The sequence below is a fragment of the Haoranjiania flava genome, assembly GCF_025631005.1.
In the GTDB taxonomy this organism is placed as follows: Bacteria; Bacteroidota; Bacteroidia; order Chitinophagales; family Chitinophagaceae; genus Haoranjiania; species Haoranjiania flava.
Genome location: NZ_JAOTPL010000016.1, coordinates 42,491 through 65,033 on the forward strand (window position 1 = coordinate 42,491; position 22,543 = coordinate 65,033).

The 22,543-nt window shown below is 41.8% G+C and carries 20 protein-coding genes; 11 read left to right on the forward strand and 9 right to left on the reverse strand.

Going from position 1 to position 22,543, the window contains the following annotated elements; translation table 11 throughout:
* Position 1 precedes the first annotated feature (1 nt).
* The gene (locus tag OD355_RS10700; protein WP_263038471.1) at positions 2–1,114 is read left to right on the forward strand and encodes a PA0069 family radical SAM protein; all 1,113 of its coding nucleotides are present in this window, start codon (positions 2–4) and stop codon (positions 1,112–1,114) included.
* Positions 1,115–1,388: 274 nt separating this feature from the next.
* On the opposite strand, the gene OD355_RS10705 is transcribed toward OD355_RS10700, so the two are convergent.
* The 7 genes from OD355_RS10705 to OD355_RS10735 form a co-directional block, all read right to left on the reverse strand.
* Entirely contained in the window at positions 1,389–1,733 is a 345-nt protein-coding gene (locus OD355_RS10705) for a DMT family protein (protein ID WP_263038472.1), read from the reverse strand.
* A 58-nt stretch (positions 1,734–1,791) separates the two neighbouring features.
* Positions 1,792–2,235 (reverse strand): hypothetical protein, encoded by a 444-nt coding sequence (locus tag OD355_RS10710; RefSeq protein WP_263038473.1) that lies wholly within the window; start codon positions 2,233–2,235, stop codon positions 1,792–1,794.
* A gap of 16 nt (positions 2,236–2,251) precedes the next feature.
* The gene (locus OD355_RS10715; RefSeq protein ID WP_263038474.1) at positions 2,252–2,725 is read right to left on the reverse strand and encodes a hypothetical protein; all 474 of its coding nucleotides are present in this window, start codon (positions 2,723–2,725) and stop codon (positions 2,252–2,254) included.
* Entirely contained in the window at positions 2,706–3,095 is a 390-nt protein-coding gene (gene trxA, locus OD355_RS10720) for a thioredoxin (RefSeq protein WP_263038475.1), read from the reverse strand. Before trxA ends, OD355_RS10715 begins: the two co-directional genes overlap by 20 nt.
* A gap of 141 nt (positions 3,096–3,236) precedes the next feature.
* A complete protein-coding gene (locus tag OD355_RS10725; RefSeq protein ID WP_263038476.1) occupies positions 3,237–3,551 on the reverse strand; it encodes a DUF59 domain-containing protein in 315 nt (104 codons plus the stop codon).
* A gap of 6 nt (positions 3,552–3,557) precedes the next feature.
* Positions 3,558–3,983, reverse strand: a complete 426-nt coding sequence (locus OD355_RS10730; protein ID WP_263038477.1) for a SufE family protein — start codon at positions 3,981–3,983, stop codon at positions 3,558–3,560.
* 70 nt (positions 3,984–4,053) lie between these two features.
* Complete coding sequence (locus OD355_RS10735; protein WP_263038478.1) at positions 4,054–5,289, reverse strand: aminotransferase class V-fold PLP-dependent enzyme; 1,236 nt, start codon at positions 5,287–5,289, stop codon at positions 4,054–4,056.
* 199 nt (positions 5,290–5,488) lie between these two features.
* Between OD355_RS10735 and OD355_RS10740 the strand changes: the two genes are divergently transcribed.
* The 3 genes from OD355_RS10740 (at position 5,489) to OD355_RS10750 (ending at position 10,230) form a co-directional block, all read left to right on the forward strand.
* Positions 5,489–6,385 carry a bifunctional enoyl-CoA hydratase/phosphate acetyltransferase gene (locus OD355_RS10740; RefSeq protein WP_263038479.1) on the forward strand — a complete coding sequence of 299 codons (897 nt, stop codon included), beginning with the start codon at positions 5,489–5,491 and terminating at the stop codon, positions 6,383–6,385.
* Positions 6,386–6,393: 8 nt separating this feature from the next.
* Positions 6,394–7,467 carry a butyrate kinase gene (gene buk / locus OD355_RS10745; RefSeq protein ID WP_263038480.1) on the forward strand — a complete coding sequence of 358 codons (1,074 nt, stop codon included), beginning with the start codon at positions 6,394–6,396 and terminating at the stop codon, positions 7,465–7,467.
* A 114-nt stretch (positions 7,468–7,581) separates the two neighbouring features.
* Complete coding sequence (locus tag OD355_RS10750; protein WP_263038481.1) at positions 7,582–10,230, forward strand: cation-translocating P-type ATPase; 2,649 nt, start codon at positions 7,582–7,584, stop codon at positions 10,228–10,230.
* Between the two features lie 77 nt (positions 10,231–10,307).
* Here the strand turns inward: OD355_RS10750 and OD355_RS10755 are convergent, their stop codons facing one another.
* On the reverse strand, positions 10,308–11,321 hold the full coding sequence (locus tag OD355_RS10755) for a LacI family DNA-binding transcriptional regulator (RefSeq protein WP_263038482.1): 1,014 nt from the start codon (positions 11,319–11,321) through the stop codon (positions 10,308–10,310).
* A gap of 259 nt (positions 11,322–11,580) precedes the next feature.
* Between OD355_RS10755 and fucI the strand changes: the two genes are divergently transcribed.
* The 5 genes from fucI to OD355_RS10780 are packed head-to-tail and all read left to right on the forward strand — an operon-like array spanning position 11,581 to position 16,849.
* Positions 11,581–13,359: an L-fucose isomerase gene (gene fucI, locus OD355_RS10760; RefSeq protein ID WP_263038483.1), complete on the forward strand. Its 1,779-nt coding sequence runs from the start codon at positions 11,581–11,583 to the stop codon at positions 13,357–13,359.
* Between the two features lie 6 nt (positions 13,360–13,365).
* On the forward strand, positions 13,366–14,019 hold the full coding sequence (locus tag OD355_RS10765; RefSeq protein ID WP_263038484.1) for a class II aldolase/adducin family protein: 654 nt from the start codon (positions 13,366–13,368) through the stop codon (positions 14,017–14,019).
* A 17-nt stretch (positions 14,020–14,036) separates the two neighbouring features.
* On the forward strand, positions 14,037–15,503 hold the full coding sequence (locus OD355_RS10770) for a rhamnulokinase (RefSeq protein WP_263038485.1): 1,467 nt from the start codon (positions 14,037–14,039) through the stop codon (positions 15,501–15,503).
* 30 nt (positions 15,504–15,533) lie between these two features.
* On the forward strand, positions 15,534–16,040 hold the full coding sequence (locus OD355_RS10775) for an MFS transporter (RefSeq protein WP_263038486.1): 507 nt from the start codon (positions 15,534–15,536) through the stop codon (positions 16,038–16,040).
* Positions 15,944–16,849 (forward strand): MFS transporter, encoded by a 906-nt coding sequence (locus OD355_RS10780; protein WP_263038487.1) that lies wholly within the window; start codon positions 15,944–15,946, stop codon positions 16,847–16,849. The genes OD355_RS10775 and OD355_RS10780 overlap by 97 nt, the downstream gene beginning before the upstream one ends.
* A 13-nt stretch (positions 16,850–16,862) precedes the next feature.
* Here the strand turns inward: OD355_RS10780 and OD355_RS10785 are convergent, their stop codons facing one another.
* Positions 16,863–17,759, reverse strand: coding sequence for an AraC family transcriptional regulator (locus OD355_RS10785; RefSeq protein WP_263038488.1), 897 nt, complete (start codon positions 17,757–17,759; stop codon positions 16,863–16,865).
* Positions 17,760–17,914: 155 nt separating this feature from the next.
* Here OD355_RS10785 and OD355_RS10790 point away from each other — a divergent pair, with 155 nt between their 5' ends.
* On the forward strand, positions 17,915–21,022 hold the full coding sequence (locus OD355_RS10790) for a SusC/RagA family TonB-linked outer membrane protein (protein ID WP_263038489.1): 3,108 nt from the start codon (positions 17,915–17,917) through the stop codon (positions 21,020–21,022).
* A 19-nt stretch (positions 21,023–21,041) separates the two neighbouring features.
* The gene (locus OD355_RS10795; protein ID WP_263038490.1) at positions 21,042–22,541 is read left to right on the forward strand and encodes a RagB/SusD family nutrient uptake outer membrane protein; all 1,500 of its coding nucleotides are present in this window, start codon (positions 21,042–21,044) and stop codon (positions 22,539–22,541) included.
* Positions 22,542–22,543 lie beyond the last annotated feature (2 nt).

A 22,543-nucleotide genomic window follows, 5' to 3' on the forward strand; every position in this document is an offset into this window, starting at 1 on the left:
TATGAGAAAAGATTTACAACAGGATGCGTTCAAGGTATCCATTACAAAAAAAGACGATAGCGATCAGTACCATAAAGGGCGCGGTGCACAACTTAATACGCACAACCGCTTTCTGAAAAATATATATACCAGGGAACATCACCATGGGATTGACGATTGGGAAGACCCCAAGATTTCAACGCAATATATAAAACAACAGGTAAAGACTATTGTAAACAAAGTTGACAGCCCGGATGTGGGTATGTCTTACAGCATGAATGCTTATGCAGGTTGCGAACATGGCTGCATTTATTGTTATGCGCGAAATGTGCATGAATACTGGGGTTACAGCGCCGGCCTTGATTTTGAAAGAAAAATTGTTGTGAAACTGAATGCCGGCGAGGCTTTGCGCAAACAGTTGTCACATCCCAAATGGGAGTGCAAGCCTATTATGGTCAGCGGTAATACAGATTGCTATCAGCCAGCGGAAAAAAAGTTCAGGCTTACCAGGAGCCTGCTTGAGGTTTGCAACGAGTTTAACCAGCCGATCGGCATGCTTACCAAAAGCGTTGGAATTGTACGCGATAAGGATATTTTGCAGGATATGGCCAGCCGCAAGCTGGCGCGTGTATTAATATCTGTTACGAGTTTCAACGAAGATCTGCGCCGCTCTATGGAACCGCGTACGGCTACAGCTTCTCAGCGTTTATATGCGATGGAGGAGCTCGCAAAAGCCGGCGTACCTGTTGGTGTTATGCTCGGCCCCATGATACCCGGGTTGAATGATCACGAGATTCACCGGATCATGAAAGCTTCTGCCGAAGCGGGTGCCACCTTTACTGCTTACACTTTTATCAGGCTAAACGGGGCTATCAAGGTTTTGTTTCACGACTGGCTTTATAAGAATATGCCTGACAGGGCAGACAAAGTATGGCATTTTATTGAAGAAAGCCATGGCGGCAAAGTCAACGACACCCGTTGGGGCGTACGTATGCGCGGCGAGGGGCACATTGCCGACATCATAGCCCAGCAATACAGGAAGTATGGTGAAATGTATGGAATGAATAAAAATGTACCGGTGCTTGATACAACAAATTTCAGGAAGCCGGGTGTAGTGCAGGGGAGGTTGTTTTGAGAGTAGCTCTAATATCGAATTTTTCTATATTAATCTGCGCTCTCTGCGTAAAGCGTCAACTATTATTTCCACGCCACGCCCGCAAAGAGAGCGACGGTAAGTACAGGAAGATGGAGTTTTAGTTAAGCTAATCTATTAAACTAATCTATGCGCTCTCAACCTTGACACTTAGCGTCCTCTGCGTGAAGCCTGTTTTAATTTTCTCCTAAAGTCCGCAAAAAGAAGAATGCTAAGGCCTGAAGAACTTAGAGAGTTACAAAAACATAACAAGCAATTATTTCTTAAACGCAAAATAAACCGCACCGAGAATAAAAAGAAAACTGATAAGGTAATTTAATTTAAACCCTTCTTTCAGGTAAAAAACTGCAAAAGCGGCAAACACAAGCAGTGTGATCACTTCCTGCATGATCTTTAGCTGGAAAGGTTTAATACCCCATTGGCTGCCAAAGTGATTGGCCGGAACCGCCAAACAATACTCTACAAAGGCCAGCGCCCAACTGATGAGTATTATCTTCCACAACGCAAAATGTGCATTCCCCGGTTTTATGTGCCAATACCAGGCAATAGTCATCACAAGATTGGAGATCACTAAAAGTGCAATAACAGTAAGGGTTTTCATCGGCTGTTTTTCTGGAAAGGTGCAAATATAAAATACTGCTGTTTCTCAGAAAAAAAAATTAAACATCATAACGCGGCTTCCGCATTTTGGGCCTGGCAGCTTCTTCCAGGTCCTTGATAGCTTCGTCAGAAGGGTTCCTGGTAATGAATACGGCTATTAAGAATAATGCCGTATAGCCTGTAAGCAAGGCCAGCAGCTCTTTCCAGCCGATCCAATAGCCCCAAAAGGCATAGGCGGCAGCCTCGCTGGGATTTGCTGCATTGTAAATAGTGTTTATTTTCTCACCATCCTCAAAGTTCTTGAAGAGATAAGAGGGATCGTAAGAAAAGCTGTCTTTTCCATTCAATGTGAAATGAGCAGCAACTTTTCGGTGCCCGTTGTTATCTACAGACTTATGCACAAGCGCCGGAATTGTTTTACCTGTAAAAAAATCAGGCTCCCTGCTGAAGGGAATGTATAGCAGGAAGATGAGGATAAAGAGAAAAAAGAAAGTTTTATACAATTCTATCGTTTTAAAATTAACATCCACATTCTCCGAAGAAGGGCGATTTGATTTTTCTTTTTGTATGCTTTTCTGAAATATGTATAGTGCCTGAGTAGTGCACACTTTCATAGCCACTTTTTTCACCCTCATACTGCTCTACCTGTAATTTATAATCTTCATTCTCATATAACATTTCTGATTTTTTATTCTCTTGTTTTTTGTTCTTCAGCATCAACCTGGTCATTACGCCGTCTATCTTCGCAAATGCAATACTGTCGTAATTTGCAGAAAAGATATAATTACTTTCGTTATACTCACTGCTGTCTTGCGCGAAAAGGCAGGAACACCCGTCTAATTCGGGAGAAATTTCAGACAGTGCGAAGCTGTTTAGCATCATTTCTGTAGATGAATGTACATTTTCGTCTTCTGCTGTTGTATTATTTCCACAGCTCAACAGGCAGAACGAGATGGTCGTAAAAATTAAATTTCTAAAAGGTTTTATCCGCATTATTTTGATCTTTTGAGTTGAGTAATTCTTCTTCGATTATTTGTTTTAAGATGTGCTTAGGCAGTGCACCCTGTTCCATTGCGGGTTCGCCGCCTGCAGGTATGAACAGTATGGAGGGAATGCTTCGAATCCCAAACACTGCCGAGAGTTCTTCTTCTGCCTCTGTATCTACTTTGTAAATGATTACCCTGCCTTTATATTCTTCAGCAAGTTCTTCCAGTACCGGCGCAAGCATTTTACAGGGGCCGCACCAGTCTGCATAGAAATCAATAATGGTGGGCAATTGGCCACGATGCACCCAGTCTTTTTCTGTGGTATAATCAAATATTTTTTCTTTAAACTCTTGTGTCGTGAGCGGTATGGTAGGCATGGAGATTTATGAATAGTGAATGGTGAATGGTGAATAGTGAATGGTGATGTAAAGTTGATTTATGATTTCTGATTGGCACAAAGTAAGTTTTGTTGTTAGTCTGTAATCTGCAATCTGCAATCTGTAATCTGCAATCTGCAATCACATAAACCCAAGTTCCAGCCTGGCTTCATCGCTCATCATTTCTTTGTTCCACGGCGGATCAAAAGTAAGCTGTATATGCGCCTGGCTTACTCCGGGAACTTCTTTCACTTTTTCTTCCACTTCGCGAACAATGTCGCCGGCAACAGGGCAGGCAGGTGCAGTCAGGGTCATGGTTACAAATACTACATTATCTTCTTTAATATCTACTTTATAAACAAGTCCCAGTTCCACAATATTTACCGGTATTTCCGGATCGTATATAGTTTTCAGGGTATCTTCAATTCTATCTCTAAGCGTTTCGTTACTGGTCATTTCTGGTTATTTATTTTCCATGCTGTTGTAGGCAATAGCATAATTTTTTATCTGCTTCAGCATCGACAGCAAACCGTTGGAGCGGGTGGGAGAAAGGTGGCTGCTTAAACCGATATCATTTACAAAATGCAGCTCTGCATCCATGATTTCTTTGGGGGAATGGCCTGAAAGCACTTTTAAAACCAGGCTTACCAGCCCTTTGGTGATCAATGCATCAGAGTCTGCCGAAAAAGTAATGATACCATCTTTATAATTCGATTTTATCCATACTCTCGACTGACACCCTTTGATCAGGTTCTGATCAATTTTGTCTGATTCATCCATCGGAGGCAGTTCTTTCCCCATTTGAATGATCATTTCGTACTTGTCCATCCAATCATCCAGGAACTCAAAATCACCCACAATTTCTTTCTGTTTTTCTTCAATTGTCATGTAGCAAAAATAGCCAATTAATTGCTATTTTAAAGTCATATACGCGTAATTAGTGCCCGGCAAACTGTAATTAGTTCAGCATGTTGTCAATCCGACGCAATGCCTTCACCAGCGCATCTACCTCTTCGCGCGTGTTGTAAAAAGAAAATGATGCACGTACGGTGCCTGGTATTTTAAAGAAGTCCATCAGCGGTTCGGTACAGTGGTGCCCTGTGCGTACGGCTATCCCCTGCTTGTCCAGTATTTCCCCGGTATCAAAAGGGTGTGCATTTCCAAGCAGGAAAGAAATAACGGCAGCTTTTTCTTTGGCTTCACCGATAATACGCAGTGTGGGAATGGTTTTTAACTGTCCGGTTGCATATTTCAGTAATTCCTGTTCGGCATGGTGTATTTTATGTAGGCCAATCTCGGTGATTACGTCAATAGCTTTGGCCAGGCCTATGGCATCTGCAATATTTGGCGTACCTGCTTCAAATTTATAGGGCAGGTCATTGTAGGTGGTTTTTTCAAAAGTAACTGTTTTAATCATGTCGCCGCCGCCTTTGTATGGCGGAAGTTTTTTCAGCCATTTTTCTTTTCCGTAAAGCACGCCAATGCCTGTAGGGCCGTACATTTTATGCCCGGAGAATGCAATAAAATCTGCATCCAGTTCCTGCACATTTACCGGGAAGTGTTGTACTGCCTGGGCTGCATCCAGCATTACGGGTATGTTTTTTTCATGCGCTTTTGAAATAATCTGTTTTACCGGGTTTACTGTTCCCAAAGTATTGGAAACATACGTCAGTGAAATTATTTTTACAGTTTTATCCAACAATTTTTCAAAGCCCGGCATATACAGTTCCCCATTTTCGGTAACCGGTATTACTTTCAGTTTGGCATTTTTTTCTTCGCAGATCATTTGCCAGGGCACTATGTTTGAATGATGTTCCATCGCTGAGATCATCACTGAATCTCCTTTTTTAAGATGATCTTTTGCGAAAGTCTGCGCTACAAGATTTATACTTTCTGTAGTGCCGCTTGTGAAAATGACCTCTTCAGGCAATGAAGCTCCTATAAATTGCTGAATTTTTTTACGCGCTTTTTCATACGCATCTGTGGCCTGCTGGCTTAAATGGTGTACGCCGCGGTGTACATTGCTGTTGTAGCTTTTATAGTAATCTGCCAGCGCCTCAATCACATCCGCCGGTTTTTGGGTGGTTGCTGTATTATCCAGGTATACCAGGTCTTTGCCGTATATTTTTTCGGATAAGATCGGAAATCTTTTCCTAATATTTATTATCTCTTCTTTTGAAAATGTAGTATGCATATTGCTAAATTAAACATATTTATCCAGGTAAAATTACGAATAAAGGAATAAAAGCGTATAGTATTTAACAATTAGTGTTAGTTGTAAGGAGATGCAAGATGTGAGATGAAAAACGTGAGGCGTGGGCTATGAGAAGTTGCAGCTGCATTCGGGGTAAAACATAAAAAATAATTTATATTGCGCCTTATAAAAATAAAGTATGTTCAAACAGCTTTCGGAGCTCACCCAATCTCTCAAAGAAAAAAATATCCGCAAAAAGCTGGCGCTGGCGGTATCTCAGGATGTTTATTCACTTGGCGCTATCAACAGGGCATGCAGGGAAGGGCTTATAACACCTGTGTTTATCGGTGCTGAAAAAGAAACACGCAGCATCATCCGTGAGAATGGTTTTGATTTTACAGATGCAGCTTTTGTCAATATCGAGGACAGGGATGCTGCTGTGGCTGAAGCCATCCGGTTTGTGAGTTCAGGCAAAGCCGATATTTTAATGAAAGGCCATGTTTCTACGCATGACCTGCTGGTAGGTGTGCTGAACAAAGAATGGGGCTTGCGTACAGGCAGGCTCTTATCACATTTTGCATTGTTTGAAGTGGCTACTTACCACAAACTTATTGCTATCACTGATGTGGCTATGAACATTGCCCCCGATTTGCAGGATAAGATCAGCATTATCAACAATTCTGTACAGTACCTGCACAAGATCGGTGTGCCTAACCCGAAAGTGGCGGTATTGGGCGCTATAGAAATGGTGAATGAAAACATGCAGGCAACCCTGGACGCTGCCTTGCTTTCTAAAATGAATCAGCGCGAACAGATCAAAGGATGTGTAATCGACGGCCCGCTTGCGTTTGACAATGCCGTAAGCATTGAAAGCGCCAATTATAAAGGCATAAAAAGCGAAGTGGCAGGAGATACCGATCTGCTGCTGATGCCCGATATTGAAGTTGGCAACGTGCTTTACAAGAGCCTGGTGATTTTTGCAAAAGCCCAGGTGGCCAGCGTAGTGCTCGGAGCCAAAGCGCCTATTGTTTTATCTTCCAGGAGCGATTCGGAGGACTCTAAGTATTACAGTATTTTATTAGCCGCATTTAACTAAATCTATCATTGAAAAATTATAAAATACTGGTGATAAATCCCGGCTCAACTTCTACAAAAGTTGCAGTCTTTGATAGTGAATTGTGTATGCTGTCCGAAAATATTTTTCATCCAAAAGATCAACTTGCAGCTTTTGCGTCCATTGCCGATCAACACGATTTCAGGAAAACAACAATTTTAACTGTACTCGGCAAAGCGGGCATTGCTTTACAAGATATTGATGCTGTGATCGGCAGAGGTGGCTTGCTGAAACCAATAGAATCCGGCGTTTATAAGGTTTCATCCGCACTGTTGCGCGATCTGCACCTCGGTACAAAAGGCCAGCATGCAAGCAACCTCGGAGGTATACTCGCCAATGATATTGCTAAAGCTTCGGGCTGCGCAGAAGCATATATCGCTGATCCGCCGGTAGTAGATGAGCTGCAGGATGTAGCCAGGATCTCCGGATTGCCTGAACTGCCCAATGCCAGCATTTTTCATGCACTTAACCAGAAGTCTGTTTCCAGGAACTATGCTGAAAGTATCGGCAAGAGATATGAAGACCTTAACCTGATCGTAGCACATTTGGGTGGCGGCATCACGGTAGGAACACATAAAAATGGAAAGGTGATTGATGTAAACAACGGGCTCAACGGAACCGGCCCATTCGCGCCGGAACGCGCCGGTACGCTGCCTTGCGGAGATCTGATAGATTTATGTTTTTCGGGAAAGTATTCACTCGATGAAATGCGCAGCAAGATCACAGGCAAAGGTGGTATAGTGGCTCATGAAGGTACTACACGTATACAGGATGTGCGCGATAAAGCAGACAACGGAGATGCACACGCAGCCTTACTTTTAGATGCTATGGCATACAACATCGGTAAATCTATAGGCGCAGCCGCCACCGTTTTGCACGGCAAGGTTGATGCAGTGATCATTACTGGCGGCGTGGCATATGACGAAAAGATTGTAGCATACATCAGCCGGATGATCAGCTTTATAGCGCCAATAGTAGTAATGCCCGGAGAAGATGAAATGAAAGCACTGGCGCAAAGCGCGCTCAACGTGCTGCTTGGCAAGGTTTTGCCTAAAGAATATTAGCATAACACCTCTGTTAATCAACAGGATATAATTTTATTCTAAAATTATGGAAACCGCCTTGTGCAGTGTTCCTTTCATTACATTTGCATATATCACTTAAAATTTTTACACGCTATGTGGTTCAACAAAAATATAGAAAATGTATTGCAGGAATTGAATGTAGATGCAGCAACCGGTTTGTCTGATGCTGAGGTATCAAAGCGTTTGGAGATATACGGGCACAATAAACTCAAAGCTCAGCAAAGAAAATCCGTTATCAGGATGTTTTTAGAGCAAATGAACGATTGGCTCATTTATGTGCTCATGGCTGCCGTGATCATCACGATATTTTTATCAGAGTATATTGATGCGGTTATCATCCTGGCTGTGATCATTATCAATGCGGTGTTGGGTGTATACCAGGAACTGAAAGCCAATAAAGCCATTGAAGCTTTGCAAAAAATGAGCTCGCCTAAAAGCCTGCTGCGTCGCAACGGACAGGTAGTAGAAGTAGAAGCAGACAACATTGTACCAGGTGATATTATTATTTTAGAGACAGGAAGATTTGTTGGTGCTGACTTGCGGCTGATTGAAGATGCCAACCTGCAGATTGAAGAATCTGCTTTAACAGGCGAATCTGTGCCCGCTGAAAAAAAAGCGCATGCAGTAGCTGAAGATCCTGAAACACCGCTCGGCGACCGTGAGAATATGGCTTTTATGTCTACCATGGTCACTTATGGCAGAGGGACTGGCGTAGCAGTGGAAACCGGTATGAATACAGAGATTGGCAAAATTGCCGATATCATTGAAAATGAAGCCCAGGAGAAAACGCCGCTGGAAAAACGGTTGGATGAATTGGGCAAAACGCTTGGGTTCATTGCTATTGGCATATGTGTGCTGATCTTTATTTTATCGTGGGTACAGGGCAGGGATCTTGCTGAGATGTTCCTGACCTCCGTATCGCTGGCCGTAGCGTCCATTCCCGAAGGCCTTGCGGCTATTGTAGCTGTGGTGCTATCCATCGGTGTTACGCAGATGTCTAAAAGAAATGCTATTATTAAAAGATTGCCTGCTGTTGAAACCCTGGGTTCGGTAAATATTATTTGCTCCGACAAGACCGGTACGCTTACTCAAAATAAAATGACTGTTGTAAAATATTTTACTTCCGAAGGCGTGGTAAAAATTGACCGGCATAGTGACCGTGTCAGTAATACAGCAGCGTTATTAACCACCGGCATGATACTGGCTTCAGATGCCACTTACGAAGACGGCAAAGGTACCGGCGATCCCACAGAAATAGCCTTGCTCGCAATGGGCGATACTTTACAGATTGACAGGAAGCAATTAAATGAGCAATATAGCCGCGAAAACGAGCTGGCATTTGATTCAGACAGGAAACTCATGTCCACACTGGTAAAAAACGGCAATAAATACCGGGTATTTACTAAAGGAGCTATCGGTAGCCTGCTGGATATTTCTACACATTACCTGGTTAACGGAGAGCATGTGCCGATGACCGAAGATTACAAAAAGCAAATAAAGGCGGAGGCAGGCAAAATGTCTGATGAAGCGCTCAGAACATTGGGGCTGGCTTACAGAGAAGCCGGCAGCTACCAGGAAAGCGATGAGCTGGAGAGAGACCTTACATTCGTGGGCTTTGTGGGCATGATTGATCCGCCGCGGGAAGAAGTAAAACCATCCATAGCTTTGGCAAAAAGCGCGGGTATTACAACTATTATGATCACAGGCGATCACAAAAATACGGCTTTTGCCATCGGTAAAGATCTGGGTATTGCAGATGATATCAACACAGCTATCACCGGAAAGGAGTTCGACAAAATACCTGAAGCCGAACTGGCAGAAAAAGTAAAAGACTATAGAATCTACGCACGTGTATCCCCGGAACATAAAGTAAAAATTGTTCGCGGCCTGAAAGCCAATGGCAACATTGTATCCATGACCGGCGACGGCGTCAACGATGCGCCATCACTCAATGCAGCTGATATTGGCGTAGCGATGGGCATCACCGGTACGGATGTGGCCAAAGGCGCTGCCGACATGATATTGACAGACGATAATTTCTCCACCATTGTAAAGGCAATAGAACAGGGCAGGAACATTTATAACAATATTAAAAAGTCCGTAATCTTCCTGCTCACCTGTAATCTTGGCGAAGTAATTGCCATGTTTGTGTCTTTGCTTATCGGCTGGCAGGCGCCTTTGATAGCTACTCAATTATTGTGGATAAACCTCATCACAGATTCATTGCCTGCCATTGCTTTGGGTATGGATCCCGGAGACCCGGATGTGATGAAGGATAAGCCCCGCCCGCCGAAGGAAAGCTTCTTCGCTAACGGTGCAGGTTTACAGGCTATCCTGGGGGGCTTACTTATCGGTGGCCTCACAATTGTGGCTTATTGGTACGGCTATTACGAGCACGGCTATGCCCCGCATGATGCCGATGTTCCTGCTGACGTGCTGGAATACGCACGCACTATGGCTTTCATGGTGTTAGTCTGTTCACAACTGTTTTATGCACTTGCTATCCGCAGCCGTACCAAGTTAATTGTAAAGATCGGCGTATTCAGCAATAAAGTGCTCATCGGTGCAATCGTGGCGGGCATTGGCTTGCAGCTATTGGTGATGCTTATTCCATTTATGCGCGATGCTTTCAAACTGCAGATGCTCGATAGCAAAGGCTGGCTGATGGCCATCGGGCTCGGGCTGGTGCCGTTGTTGCTGGCAGAGCTGCATAAATTATTTATTAAAAAGAAACCGGCATAAGTGAACATAAACCGTGTGCCGGCTTACTGGATGCAGAAACAGGAAATTTAATAAGCTGTCAGCCGGCATGCGCTGGTTTATAACAGATGATTGATGAGTTTTCCTTTAATAAGAATTTTCTTTTCAGGAATTTCCTTTTTATTCAAAATATCGATGAGCATACGTGTGGCCAGCCGTCCCTGCTCAACTGGAAACTGTTCAATGGAAGCTACAGGCTTTAAATTTTCAATATAATTGGTAAAAGGCAGGTTGCCATAGCTTACAAAACAAATGTCTTTGTTGATCTCAAGCGGTGTTTCTTCTTTAATATATTGTATGGCATCCAGAGCTACATAATCGTTGAAAGCGACCACAGCCGTGGGTTTTACTTCCTGTGAAAGAATTTCCTGCATGGCCTTCCTGGTGCTTTCAATGGTCAGGTCAGTTGTAGCAAACAGCATTCCGTTGGCTTTAATTCTTTTTTTGTGAAGCCCTTCCATAAAGCCTTTCATTCTTTCTACGCTGGTATACAAAGATTGCGGCCCCTTGATGAGAGCGATATTCTTATGGCCTTGTGCCCACAAATAATCAATGATCTCCATGGACGCGTGGAAGAGATCAACAGAAACAGTATAGAACATATCGTCTTTGGGTACACGGTCGAAAAAAACAACCGGCAGGCCAGATCTTTGCAGCCTCATAAGGTCTTTGATAGAATAGCCCGATACTTTTGTAAGGCAAATGATAAGACCGTCTATACTGCTTTTGCTGAGCATTGATACGATCTTCTGCTCTTCAGTCATGTTGTTGTGGCTTTCAGAGAAGATTACATTATACCCGCTGTTGATCGCTTCCTGCCCGATGCCGCTGATAGCCAAAGAATAAAACACTTCGGAAATTTCAGGAAGAATCACCCCAATGGTATAATGCTTTCCTGTTTTAAATCCTACCGCTGCGCGGTTTTTTTCATAATTATGCTCCTTTGCATAGGCCTGTACCATTTCCCGCGTCCTTTGGCTGATCACAGGATCATTGTTCAAAGCTTTAGATACCGTGGTGATAGATACTTTTACTGCTTTTGCTATATCCTTGATTGTAATGGGTTTCTGCATAACCATGGCAAATTACTAAAAATTTACCGTAGTTTTTCTGTACGAGGATTAACGTTTAACTATGTTGATGGCCAATAAGTTATAAATTCTGTAGGAAACTGAAAGGATCAAACTGCCTGTTAAATATTTAATTTTATAAGACATATGCTGATGATTAAAGTAGCAGTTTTTATGGAATGGTTTTACGGCCTTGACTACGGCGCACAGGCTGATTCCGGTAATTACCACTTCAATCAATTTATTTAAAAATTAAATCTTTATGCAAACAAATTTTTCCTGGCCGCATCCCAGGATCGGCATCAGGCCTACAATTGACGCCCGCCAGCAAGGTGTAAGAGAATCATTGGAAGCGCAAACAATGAACATGGCAAAATCCTTATCTGACCTGCTCACTTCAAACCTTACTTATGCAGATGGCGCGTCTGTACAATGCGTAATTGCCGATACCACCATTGGCCGTGTGGCTGAAGCTGCGGCTTGTGCAGAAAAATTTAAAAAAGAAAATGTAGGAGTAGTAATTACCGTAACGCCATGCTGGTGCTATGGTACAGAAACCATTGATATGGATCCGCATATGCCGAAAGCTATCTGGGGATTCAATGGCACCGAGCGGCCAGGCGCTGTATACCTGGCAGCAGCTTTGGCCGGTCATACCCAAAAAGGTATTCCTGCTTTTGGTATTTATGGCAATGACGTAACGGATGCTTCAGATACTTCCATACCTGAAGATGTAAAGGAAAAATTACTTCGTTTTGCAAGAGCAGGCATCGCCGTGGCAACTATGCGCGGCAAATCTTACCTGTCCATAGGCTCTGTCTCTATGGGCATAGCGGGCTCTATGGTAGACGCAGACTTCTTCCAGCAATATTTGGGTATGCGCAACGAATCAGTTGATTCTACCGAACTGATCAGGAGAATGCAGGAGGGAATTTATGATAAAGATGAATTTGAAAAAGCGCTCGCTTGGACAAAAGCGAATTGCAAAGAAGGCAACGATTTCAACAACGTAGGAAATAGTAAGAGCAGGGAAGAAAAAGATAAGGATTGGGAAACTGTAGTGAAGATGACCATCATCATGCGCGACCTGATGGTGGGCAACCCAAGATTAAGAACGCTCGGCTACAAAGAGGAAGCGCTCGGCCACAACGCAATAGCAGCGGGCTTCCAGGGGCAACGGCAGTGGACAGATTTTATGCCCAACGGAGATTTTTCCGAAGCGATACTCAATTCATCTTTTGACTGGAACGGCATTCGCAAGGCATACATCCTGGCCACGGAAAACGATTCCCTGAATGCTGTGGCCATGCTTTTCGGACATTTACTTACACATACGCCGCAGGTTTTTGCAGATGTAAGAACTTACTGGAGCCCCAAAGCTGTAGAGCGTGTTACAGGTAAAAAATTAGAAGGCGTAGCTGCCGATGGCGTTATACACCTGCTTAACTCAGGCGCCGCAAGCCTTGATGGCAGCGGCTATCAGTCCAGGGACGGGCAGCCTGTTATGAAACCTTTCTGGGAGATAGCTGATGCAGAGATGCACGCCTGCCTGGAAGCTACAACCTGGTATCCGGCTATACGCGAGTATTTCAGAGGAGGGGGATATTCCTCCAACTTCTTAACCAAAGGCAGCATGCCGGTAACCATATTGCGTGTAAACCTGGCAAAAGGCCTGGGACCCGTATTGCAACTTGCCGAAGGCTGGACCATAGACCTTCCGGAAGATGTGCATAAAGTACTGAATGAAAGAACAGATAAAACCTGGCCTACAACCTGGTTTGTGCCAAGGCTTACAGATGCCACACCTTTTAAAAACGTTTATTCGGTAATGAATAAGTGGGGAGCTAATCACTGTTCTTTCAGTTATGGCCACATAGGCGCAGATCTTATTACGCTGGCTTCCATGTTGCGTATCCCTGTTTGTATGCACAACGTTGGGGAAGAAGATATTTTCAGGCCGAGTGCATGGAATGCTTTTGGTATGGACGACGAAGGTGCTGATTACAGAGCCTGTAAAAATTACGGACCTTTATATAAATAATATTTTATGATTGAAATTAGCGAAGAGATTTATCAGAAATTTTTGGCAACAGCGCATGCAGTAGGCAGTAGCGGCTTAACGCTTTGCAGTTCGGGAAACTTATCCATGCGCATCAGTGAAGACGTGGCGATTGTATCTGGCACCGGTTCCTGGCTGCCGAAACTCAGGAAAGAGCAAATATGCATTGCAGATATTAAAACAGGCCAGCCTTTAAATGAGATCCGCTCTTCTATGGAAAGCGGATTTCACCTGGGCGTGCTGCGCGAAAACCCGGATGTGAACGTGGTGCTCCATTGCTCACCGTTATATGCCACCACCATCGCGGCTATGAAAAACAGGCCGCAGAATTATAACGTGATAGCGGAAGTGCCCTGTTATTGCGTAGGCATCAAAGAGATTGCATACACACGCCCGGGCTCGCCTGAACTGGCTAAAAAAGTAATGGAGGCGCTCAAAGATAATGACGTAGCCCTGTTGCTGAATCATGGCATTGTTGTTAAAGGCAAGGACCTGGACGATGCATTTCAAAAAGCAACTTTTTTTGAATTTGCCTGCCGCATCATCGTACAAAGCAAAGGCGACTATGAAGTGCTTAACCAGGATGCGGTGGACGACCTGGATTACTACGTAAAAGGCAAAGAAAAGAAAACCATGTCTTAGTTTATTAATCTTATGTTATGCGTTATTTGGCAGCAGATTTTGGGGCCGGCAGCGGGCGTGTGATCATCGGGCATATAGAGAATGGTTCTTTGCAGTTAGAAGATATCCATCGATTTGCCAATAAACAATACACCTCTGGAAATACTTTACGTTGGGATTTTACTTATCTCTTTAAAGAATTAAAAAAAGGTATAAAAAAAGCTACACAAAAGTATAGCGACATCGTAGCTCTCGGAGTTGATACCTGGGGCGTGGATTTCGGCCTGATAGGCCGGGATGGAAAGCTGCTCGCAGACCCCGTTTGCTACAGGGATAAGCGTACGGCAGGCATACTTGACGAAGCTTTTAAAAGAATAGATAAAGCAGATCTATATGCCCGCACCGGTACACAGATCATGGAGATCAATACTGCTTTTCAACTGCTCAGCATGAAGCTTAATAATGATGCGCATCTGAATGAAGCTGCACATCTTTTATTCATGCCTGATCTTTTCAACTATTTTCTCACAGGTGTAAAGAAAAATGAATATACCATTGCGTCCACTTCATCGCTGCTGAATGCACAGACAAAAAGCTGGGACCATGAAATATTCAGCGCTTTGGGAGTGCCTGCAGCAATCATGTGCGAGATGGTGTTCCCCGGAGCAAAAATCGGACGGCTGTCAGACGTACTTTGTAAGGAACTGGATTGCTATCCTATAGATGTGTATGCAGTAGGCTCTCACGATACGGCTTCCGCAGCAGCCGTTACATACGGTTCGGGCAACAGAACAGCTTACCTGAGTTCAGGTACCTGGTCTTTGATGGGCGTGCATCTTGATGCACCTGTTCTCACCAGAAGCGCTATGGAGTCTGAGCTCACTAATGAAGGAGGTATTGCAGATACAATACTTTTGCTGAAAAACATTACCGGTATGTGGATGCTGCAATGCGCCATAGAAGAATGGCGAAGAGACGGGGCTGAAACCGGCATCAAGGCCTTGTTGCAGCAAGCTGCCGCAGCTACGCCTTTTACAGCTTTTATAGATACGGATGATAAAATGTTTTTAAACCCCGAAAGTATGTGTGGCGCAATTCAGCAATATTGCACCGATACACATCAACCTGTGCCTCAAAGCCAGGGTGGTCATGTAAGAATGATCTTAGAATCTCTTGCACTGAAATACAGGGATACATTGCATTTGCTTACACAATGCAGCGGCAAAGACATTGCGGCACTTCACATTGTAGGCGGCGGCGCTCAGAATAAATTGCTGAACCGGTTCACTGCCGATGCTACCGGCCTTGCTGTTGTTGCAGGCCCGGTAGAAGCTACTGCCATAGGCAATATTTTAGTGCAGGCGATGGCAACAAAAGAAATTTCAGACAGCAACACAGCATCTAAAATGGTTGGCCGATCTTTCAAAGTGCAAAAATATTTTCCTGGCAATAAACACTTGTGGGATAATAAAAATATTCCCGTCAGAACAAATCCTGAACAGTAACCTCATCTTACACGTGATTGAGATAACATTATGCAATCTACAACCAAGTCTATTTTTACAACCTCCGACGGCAAGAATTATCAGCTGCCTTTTATACTCATTACCTGCTTGTTCCTGCTATGGGGTTTTGCGCATTCCCTGCTGGATATTTTAAACAAACATTTCCAGGATGCCCTTGATCTTACAAAGGCGCAGTCGGGCCTTGTACAAGCGTCTGCTTACGGAGCTTATTTTTTAATGGCATTGCCTGCGGGTATTGTCGCTAAAAAATATGGTTACAAGAAAGGTGTGCTGCTTGGGTTATTGCTGTTTGCCACAGGTTGTTTGTGGTTTGTACCTGCTGTGAGCATTAATCAGTTCTGGGCATTTTTATTTGGCCTGCTCATTATTTTTTCGGGGCTTACTTTTTTAGAAACTGCGCCAATCCGTACACTACAGTATTGGGCGATCCCAAATTTGCTGCGAGCCGCATTAATCTTGCACAAACCTTCAATGCCATCGGGTGGATACTCGGGCCGCTGTTGGGCAGCCTGCTGATCTTTAAGAATGAAAATACTGAAAACGTATTCCGCTCATTTGCTTCTACACTTAAAACTTTATTTACCGGCATTGGCCAACAGCCAACTGCGGCTGTAAGCAATGTACAGGAAGTAAGCAATTCTGCATTGATCACGCCTTATGTAGGATTGGGAATAGTGGTAGTGCTGGTTACGGTTATGTTTTTCTTTGTAAGGCTTCCTGAAGTGCATGAAGATAAACGTACAGACCAGGCGGTTGAGCAAGGTGGTATTTCCGGAAAACTTATCAGCAATACAAATTTTATAATGGCAGTAATAGCGCAGTTTCTGTATGTTGCTGCACAAACAGGTATAGGTAGTTTTTTTGTGAATTATACAGTGGAAGCCGGCCTTGCTATTTCGGAGTTGCAGGCAGGCGTGTTATTAGGCTTAGGCGGCATGGGATTATTTGCCTTAGGCAGATTTTCCGGTAGTTCTTTAATGAAAAAATTCAGCCCTGGAGGGTTGCTTGCAACATTCGCAGTCATCAATACTGTTTTGATGATAGTAGTAGCTACACGCCATGACAACCTGGGCATTCTCGCATTGATCGCTTCATATTTATTTATGTCCATTATGTTCCCATCCATTTTTGCATTGGGTATTCAAGGCCTTGGAGACCGCACCAAGTCAGCATCGTCGGTAATGGTAATGACCGTTGCGGGAGGCGCTGTTTGTCCTGCCCTCATGGGTATGATTGGCGCGCACAACATGAACATAGGTTTTATTATTCCTATGTTATGTTTCGCTTACATTGCATTATATGGTCTTGTAAGCAGGAAGGGCTAATGTGCTTATAAAGCTATTTTATTTTACTCTGTCTGTATTTCTTAGGCGATAACGACATTGTTTTTGTAAACATCCTTGAGAAATAATAAGGATCGCTAATACCCAGTTTATAGCCTATTTCCTTAATGTTATAGTCTGTAAACAACAAGTATTGGCAGGCTTTCTGTATTTTAAGATGGTTGAAATAATCGACCGGAGAGTAACCGGTTTTTATTTTAAATAATGTTGAAAATCTTGATACTGATAAATTGGCATAATTAGCAAAGTCATCTAAGCTCATAGGTTGCATTACATTTTCTGCCATATACTCAATGGTATTTTTTATTATGTCTCTGTCACCTTTATTAATGTTTTTAAATTTGTTTTCGAAAATCAGTGAAGATAAAAAGTGATAAAATACCATATTGGTGTATTGCAGGTTTTCATTTGAATAGCCCAAGGAAAGATTATCGTAAATATTTTCGAAAAGCTGCATCCTGCTCTCGTTGAATGTAATGTTTACATTTCTGTATTTAAAGTAGTTTAAAATCAATTGCATAATTGCTTCGCTGATTTCACCTTGGAAATGAAACCAATAAATGCTCCAGGGATTATCTTCTGATGCGCCGTAGCTGTGTGGCTTTTTAGCCGGAATAATGATGAATTGAGAAGCTGAGATGTCGGTAAGCACATCGTCCATTTGCGTCCACCCGCTTCCCTCTGCACAATAAATTAAAATATTCTGGTTGCTGCCTGCCGGCCTCTCTACATGATGAAATTTAGCTTTGGGATAATAGCCGATATGCGTGATGAACAATTGCCTTGTTATGGGATCTTTCGATAAAAAATTTTTTACAATGTAAGGCGGTACGGAAATTTGCCTCTGTCCCTGAAACCCTTCTCGTACTTTTTTTATAGTATTTTTTTTCATCAATTTAAAATTACAAAACAATTTTTCAAAGTTGTTGTAGATGTGTTTATGTAGTAAAATTATCCATTATTATAGTAAAAACGAACATTCTTTTGCAGTGGTAATTAACTCAATTTTACAAAAGCATTAAGAGATCAATCAGTAAAAATTTTAAAATGAAAAAAATATCAAGATTCATATGCTACGTTCACATCGTTTCATTTTTTATCTTTCTTTCAAGCATTTATGCTCTGGCACAGGATATAAACGTTGCAGGAAAGATAATAAGCTCTGAAGATCAAAAGCCTTTAAGTCAGGTTTCTATAATGATTGAAGGCACAACACGAGGCTCCTTATCGTGGAATGATGGCTCTTTTAATTTAATAGCTAAGAATGGAGACTATCTTATTTTTAAAAGTATAGGTTTTGACTCTGTACGTTTGCAAGCAGCTTCTTCTATGACAGTGATTATGAGTCCGAATTACATTGCAGGTACTGAAGTTGTAGTAATCGGGTATGGCAGGCAACAGAGAAAAGATGTTACCAGTGCAATTAGCAGCATTAGTGGTGAGCAATTAAAAGAAATGCCTGTTGGTAATATCAATATGGCATTGCAATCAAGGATACCGGGTTTGCAGATTACAAGTTCGGGTAACCAGCCAGGTGCTGGTTCGATGGCAAGAATACGCGGTATAAACTCAATAAATGTTTCTAATGGACCTTTGTACGTTATAGATGGCGTGATTACTACTGGTGATATACGCGAAATAAATCCTGAAGATGTAGAATCAATTGATGTATTAAAAGATGCTTCGGCAGCAGCTATTTACGGATCTCGCGCCGCCGAAGGTGTAATCATTATTACAACAAAAAAAGGCGCAAGAGGAATAGCATCAATTAATTATTCAGGGTATTTTGGTATACAGAAACCTGTCAAAACATTTGACTTTATCAATGGTAAAGAATACGAAATGTTGAGAAGGCTTGCATATTATGATGAAAGCGGCGAAATTTTAATGCTCAATGACACAACGGCTACCAAAAGGTTTGATAACCAGTTATTTAATGCTTTGGAACTACAGAGTATACGAGAAGGAAAAAGTTATGACTGGGTTTCGCAAATATTACAAAACGCTCCTATTCATAACCACACAATAAGTGTTGCAAGCGGCAATGAAAAGAGCAAGCTTTATATAAGTGGTAATTATTACAATCAAGATGGAATTATAAAAAATTCCAATCTCACCAGATATTCACTTAATGCAAGTGGTGAAACACAGATAAGTGAAAGATTAAAAGCTATTTTAAATACCAATATTTCCTATGTAGACAATAGGTTGCTGGATCAGCAGATTTACTATAATGCTTTGACGATAAGCCCACTGATGCCATATAGCGACTCGACTGGCGAAAGTACCATTTATAAAGATCCTACGAAGGGTACTTTATTTATAATTAATAATCCGGAAGTTTTAACTAAATCTCCTACATATAAAAATGATGATAGGGTACTAGGTAATTTGGCTCTCGAATACAGGATTGTCAAAGATCTCCTCTACAGGACATCTTTTAGTGCGGACATTTATAATAGTAAAAATTATTTTTATGCTCCCCGAAATATAAATATTAACGGAAGTTATACATTAGGTGGTTACGGATCTTTACAAAATTTTAGTTATCGAGATTATACTTTTGAGAACACGCTCAACTATTTGTACAGCCTTGGAATCGATCACTCTCTAAATGCGTTGGCAGGATTCACTTTTGAAAAAAGAAGGCAAGAGTTTAATTACATGATCGGAACGGGCTTCCCCTCTGATAAAACTTCCTATAAAGATATGAGTTTGGCAACGAAAAAAACCATAGGGAGTAGCTTTCATAACTGGGCTCTAACATCACAGTTAGCACGTGTAATTTATAAATTTAAAGATAGGTATATTTTCAATGCCAGTATAAGAAGAGATGGGTCATCATATTTTGGTGAAAACAACAGATATGGGGTTTTCCCATCAGTGAGTGCGGCTTGGAGGCTGATTGATGAGCCGTTTATGAACGGTTTAAAATTAGATGCAACTATTACAGACATAAAATTCAGGGTTAGTTACGGTGTCATAGGAAATTATAATAGGACTTATAACGCCATATATTCAGCAATGTCGTCCTCCGGTTATCCGTTCGATGGCAAGACAGTAGTAAAAGGATATCAAATAAACACATCATACCTGGCTAATAAGGATTTGCGCTGGGAGCAACAACATCAATTTAATGTAGGTGTAGATCTGGCCTTTTTGAATAATAGAATATCTTTTATAGCTGATTATTATAATAAAAATATTAAAGATCTGTTGCTTGATCTTCCACTTCCTATGTCTAGCGCCTATGTTAATCAAACTATCAACATTGCCAGAATGAATACAAAAGGAGTAGATCTTCAATTGAAAATCCATTTGTTTAAAAACAATAATTTCAATTGGCAAACAGAATTTAATTATTCAGTTTTCAAATCTCAAATCACAGAACTTTTGCCTGGTATAGATTCTTTACGTCCGGATTTAAAAGTAGGTGAAGCGCCTAATAGTCTATTGATAGATTATGTGTACGATGGCATTTATCAGGCGGGTACAGCAGATTCTGTGATTATGAGAGCTTTGGGAGTTAAACCTGGTAGTGTAAAAATAAAGGACATAAACAACGACGGCAAGATTAATGCATATGATATGACAATTGTAGGAAGAACTACTCCTAAAGGCTGGGGTGGTATATGGAACTATATGAACTACAAAGGATTAAGTCTCACAATATTTGCAAATTATATGTTTGGCCATAGTATTTTCAACAAAGCTTATCAGGATTACTTATATTCAGATGGACGCAGATTAGCCATAAAGGAGGGTCTTAATTTTTGGACAAAAGAAGTTAAGGATATAAATGGAAATATAATTGTAGAAGAAAATACCAGCACTAATATACCCAGGCCAAATGCCTTCGGAAATGCAACTAAAACCTCGCCTACAGGAACATCTAGCTTTGCCGTTCAGCAGGGCGACTATATAAGAATCCGCAATATTACACTTGGTTATGATTTGCCTGCAAAAATTACAGAAAAAATTAAATTGAGGTCGATGAACGTATATATGCAGTTTCTTGAGCCTTTCTTATTTACCAAGTACAAAGGTGTGGATCCAGAAATTTCGCAGATTAGTACTGGTACATGGTCCGGAAGCAGTTATGAGTTATATCCGCGATATAGGACTACATCTTTAGGCGTAAGAGTAGGTTTTTAAAACATAAAACAAAATTATTATGAAAAACCATATATTAAAATCCTGTTTACTTTCCTGTATAATATTATCATTTACTATATCTTGTAGTAAGCAATTAAATTATATTCCCGAGTCTTACTTGTCTCCTGAGCAGGTTTATAGTGATGAAGCAGGCAGCATAGGTGGTATTACAGGCATTTATAAGCAATATTCTTCTTTAAAAAGTGGCGAGCTTGCTTTGATCGGAACGATTGGAACTGATGAAGGCAGAGTATCTTATTTTGTACCTACATGGGGAGGCTATTGGTTGCAGTTGTCAGCATTGAATAGTTATGATAATGCGCAGCTAAGCGCACAAAACCAAGTTATACAATATTACTGGCAGGGTAGCTATACAACAATTGGAAATGCAAATACGGCAATTAAATATTTGCCGTCTGCTGCTATGAATGAAGATGTAAGAAAGAAGTTATTGGGCGAAGCAAAGTTTATACGGGCTCTGGTATATTTTAATCTTGTTCAATTGTTTGGCGCGATACCTATGCCAACGGAAACGCCTAATGCTAAGTATGATAAAGATGGATATCCCAGAACTCCCGAAACAGAAGTGTATACATTGATTAAATCGGATCTTATAGAAGCTATTCAAAGTTTACCCAGTAAAAGTTCTGCTTTACCCGGACACGCGAATAAGCAGGCAGCGCAGGCTTTACTCGGAAAGGTATTTCTAACTTTAAAAGATTACATTAGCGCCGAGTCTACGTTAAGGTCTCTAATTACTGACAGTGAAACTGGTTTAATGCCGGATTTTGCAGATTTATTTAAAGAGGCAAATGAAAACAACAAAGAGTCTTTGTTTGAGGTACAATTCTCAACCGAAACCGGTTTTACACAAGGCTTAACAAATGTTCTGGGTAGCTGGAATATGGCAAGTAATAGACCCGGGGGTGGGGGACATGTTGCCCTGCCAACAAAATATGCAGTAAATATTTACTCTTCATTAGATACTATCAGGAAAAATGCTACTTTAAGGCATATATATTATGATGCAGATGGAAATCCCGGATTAAACTGGTGGTGGCAGGATGTTGGTGACCCACATATAAAAAAGTTTGAGCAACAAGACAAACAAGAAGCAGGCCAATCATCAAGAAATATATATGTACTTAGGTTGGCAGATGCAATTCTTATGTATTCAGAAGCGTTAAACGAGATGAATCAAACAGCGCAGGCACTTACATACTTTAACCGCATCCGTGACCGCGCTAAAGTTCCATATATAGAAATTAGCCTTGGACGAGCACCGACCCAATTAGAATTAAGAGATAGCCTTGTTACAGAAAGAATGAAAGAGTTTATGTTTGAAGGTTGGCGGTGGTTCGACCTCAAAAGGTGGGGCCTATTGATAGAGGGCACAAAACAATACAATGCAGCTGCTGTAAATATTACTTCGCCGAAGCACTTGTTGTATCCAATTCCTTTTCAGGAATTTCAGAATAACCGCACATTGAAATTAGAAGATCAAAACCCGGGCTATTAAAA

Coding starts and splice junctions, on each gene's coding strand:
- OD355_RS10795 (WP_263038490.1), top strand. CDS start 21,042: ATGAAAAACCATATATTAAAATCCTGTTTACTTTCCTGTATAATATTA.
- OD355_RS10700 (WP_263038471.1), top strand. CDS start 2: ATGAGAAAAGATTTACAACAGGATGCGTTCAAGGTATCCATTACAAAA.
- OD355_RS10740 (WP_263038479.1), top strand. CDS start 5,489: ATGTTCAAACAGCTTTCGGAGCTCACCCAATCTCTCAAAGAAAAAAAT.
- trxA (WP_263038475.1), bottom strand. CDS start 3,095: ATGCCTACCATACCGCTCACGACACAAGAGTTTAAAGAAAAAATATTT.
- OD355_RS10735 (WP_263038478.1), bottom strand. CDS start 5,289: ATGCATACTACATTTTCAAAAGAAGAGATAATAAATATTAGGAAAAGA.
- OD355_RS10705 (WP_263038472.1), bottom strand. CDS start 1,733: ATGAAAACCCTTACTGTTATTGCACTTTTAGTGATCTCCAATCTTGTG.
- OD355_RS10785 (WP_263038488.1), bottom strand. CDS start 17,759: ATGAAAAAAAATACTATAAAAAAAGTACGAGAAGGGTTTCAGGGACAG.
- OD355_RS10775 (WP_263038486.1), top strand. CDS start 15,534: ATGCAATCTACAACCAAGTCTATTTTTACAACCTCCGACGGCAAGAAT.
- OD355_RS10725 (WP_263038476.1), bottom strand. CDS start 3,551: ATGACCAGTAACGAAACGCTTAGAGATAGAATTGAAGATACCCTGAAA.
- OD355_RS10750 (WP_263038481.1), top strand. CDS start 7,582: ATGTGGTTCAACAAAAATATAGAAAATGTATTGCAGGAATTGAATGTA.
- OD355_RS10730 (WP_263038477.1), bottom strand. CDS start 3,983: ATGACAATTGAAGAAAAACAGAAAGAAATTGTGGGTGATTTTGAGTTC.
- OD355_RS10715 (WP_263038474.1), bottom strand. CDS start 2,725: ATGCGGATAAAACCTTTTAGAAATTTAATTTTTACGACCATCTCGTTC.
- OD355_RS10765 (WP_263038484.1), top strand. CDS start 13,366: ATGATTGAAATTAGCGAAGAGATTTATCAGAAATTTTTGGCAACAGCG.
- OD355_RS10770 (WP_263038485.1), top strand. CDS start 14,037: ATGCGTTATTTGGCAGCAGATTTTGGGGCCGGCAGCGGGCGTGTGATC.
- OD355_RS10755 (WP_263038482.1), bottom strand. CDS start 11,321: ATGCAGAAACCCATTACAATCAAGGATATAGCAAAAGCAGTAAAAGTA.
- OD355_RS10790 (WP_263038489.1), top strand. CDS start 17,915: ATGAAAAAAATATCAAGATTCATATGCTACGTTCACATCGTTTCATTT.
- fucI (WP_263038483.1), top strand. CDS start 11,581: ATGCAAACAAATTTTTCCTGGCCGCATCCCAGGATCGGCATCAGGCCT.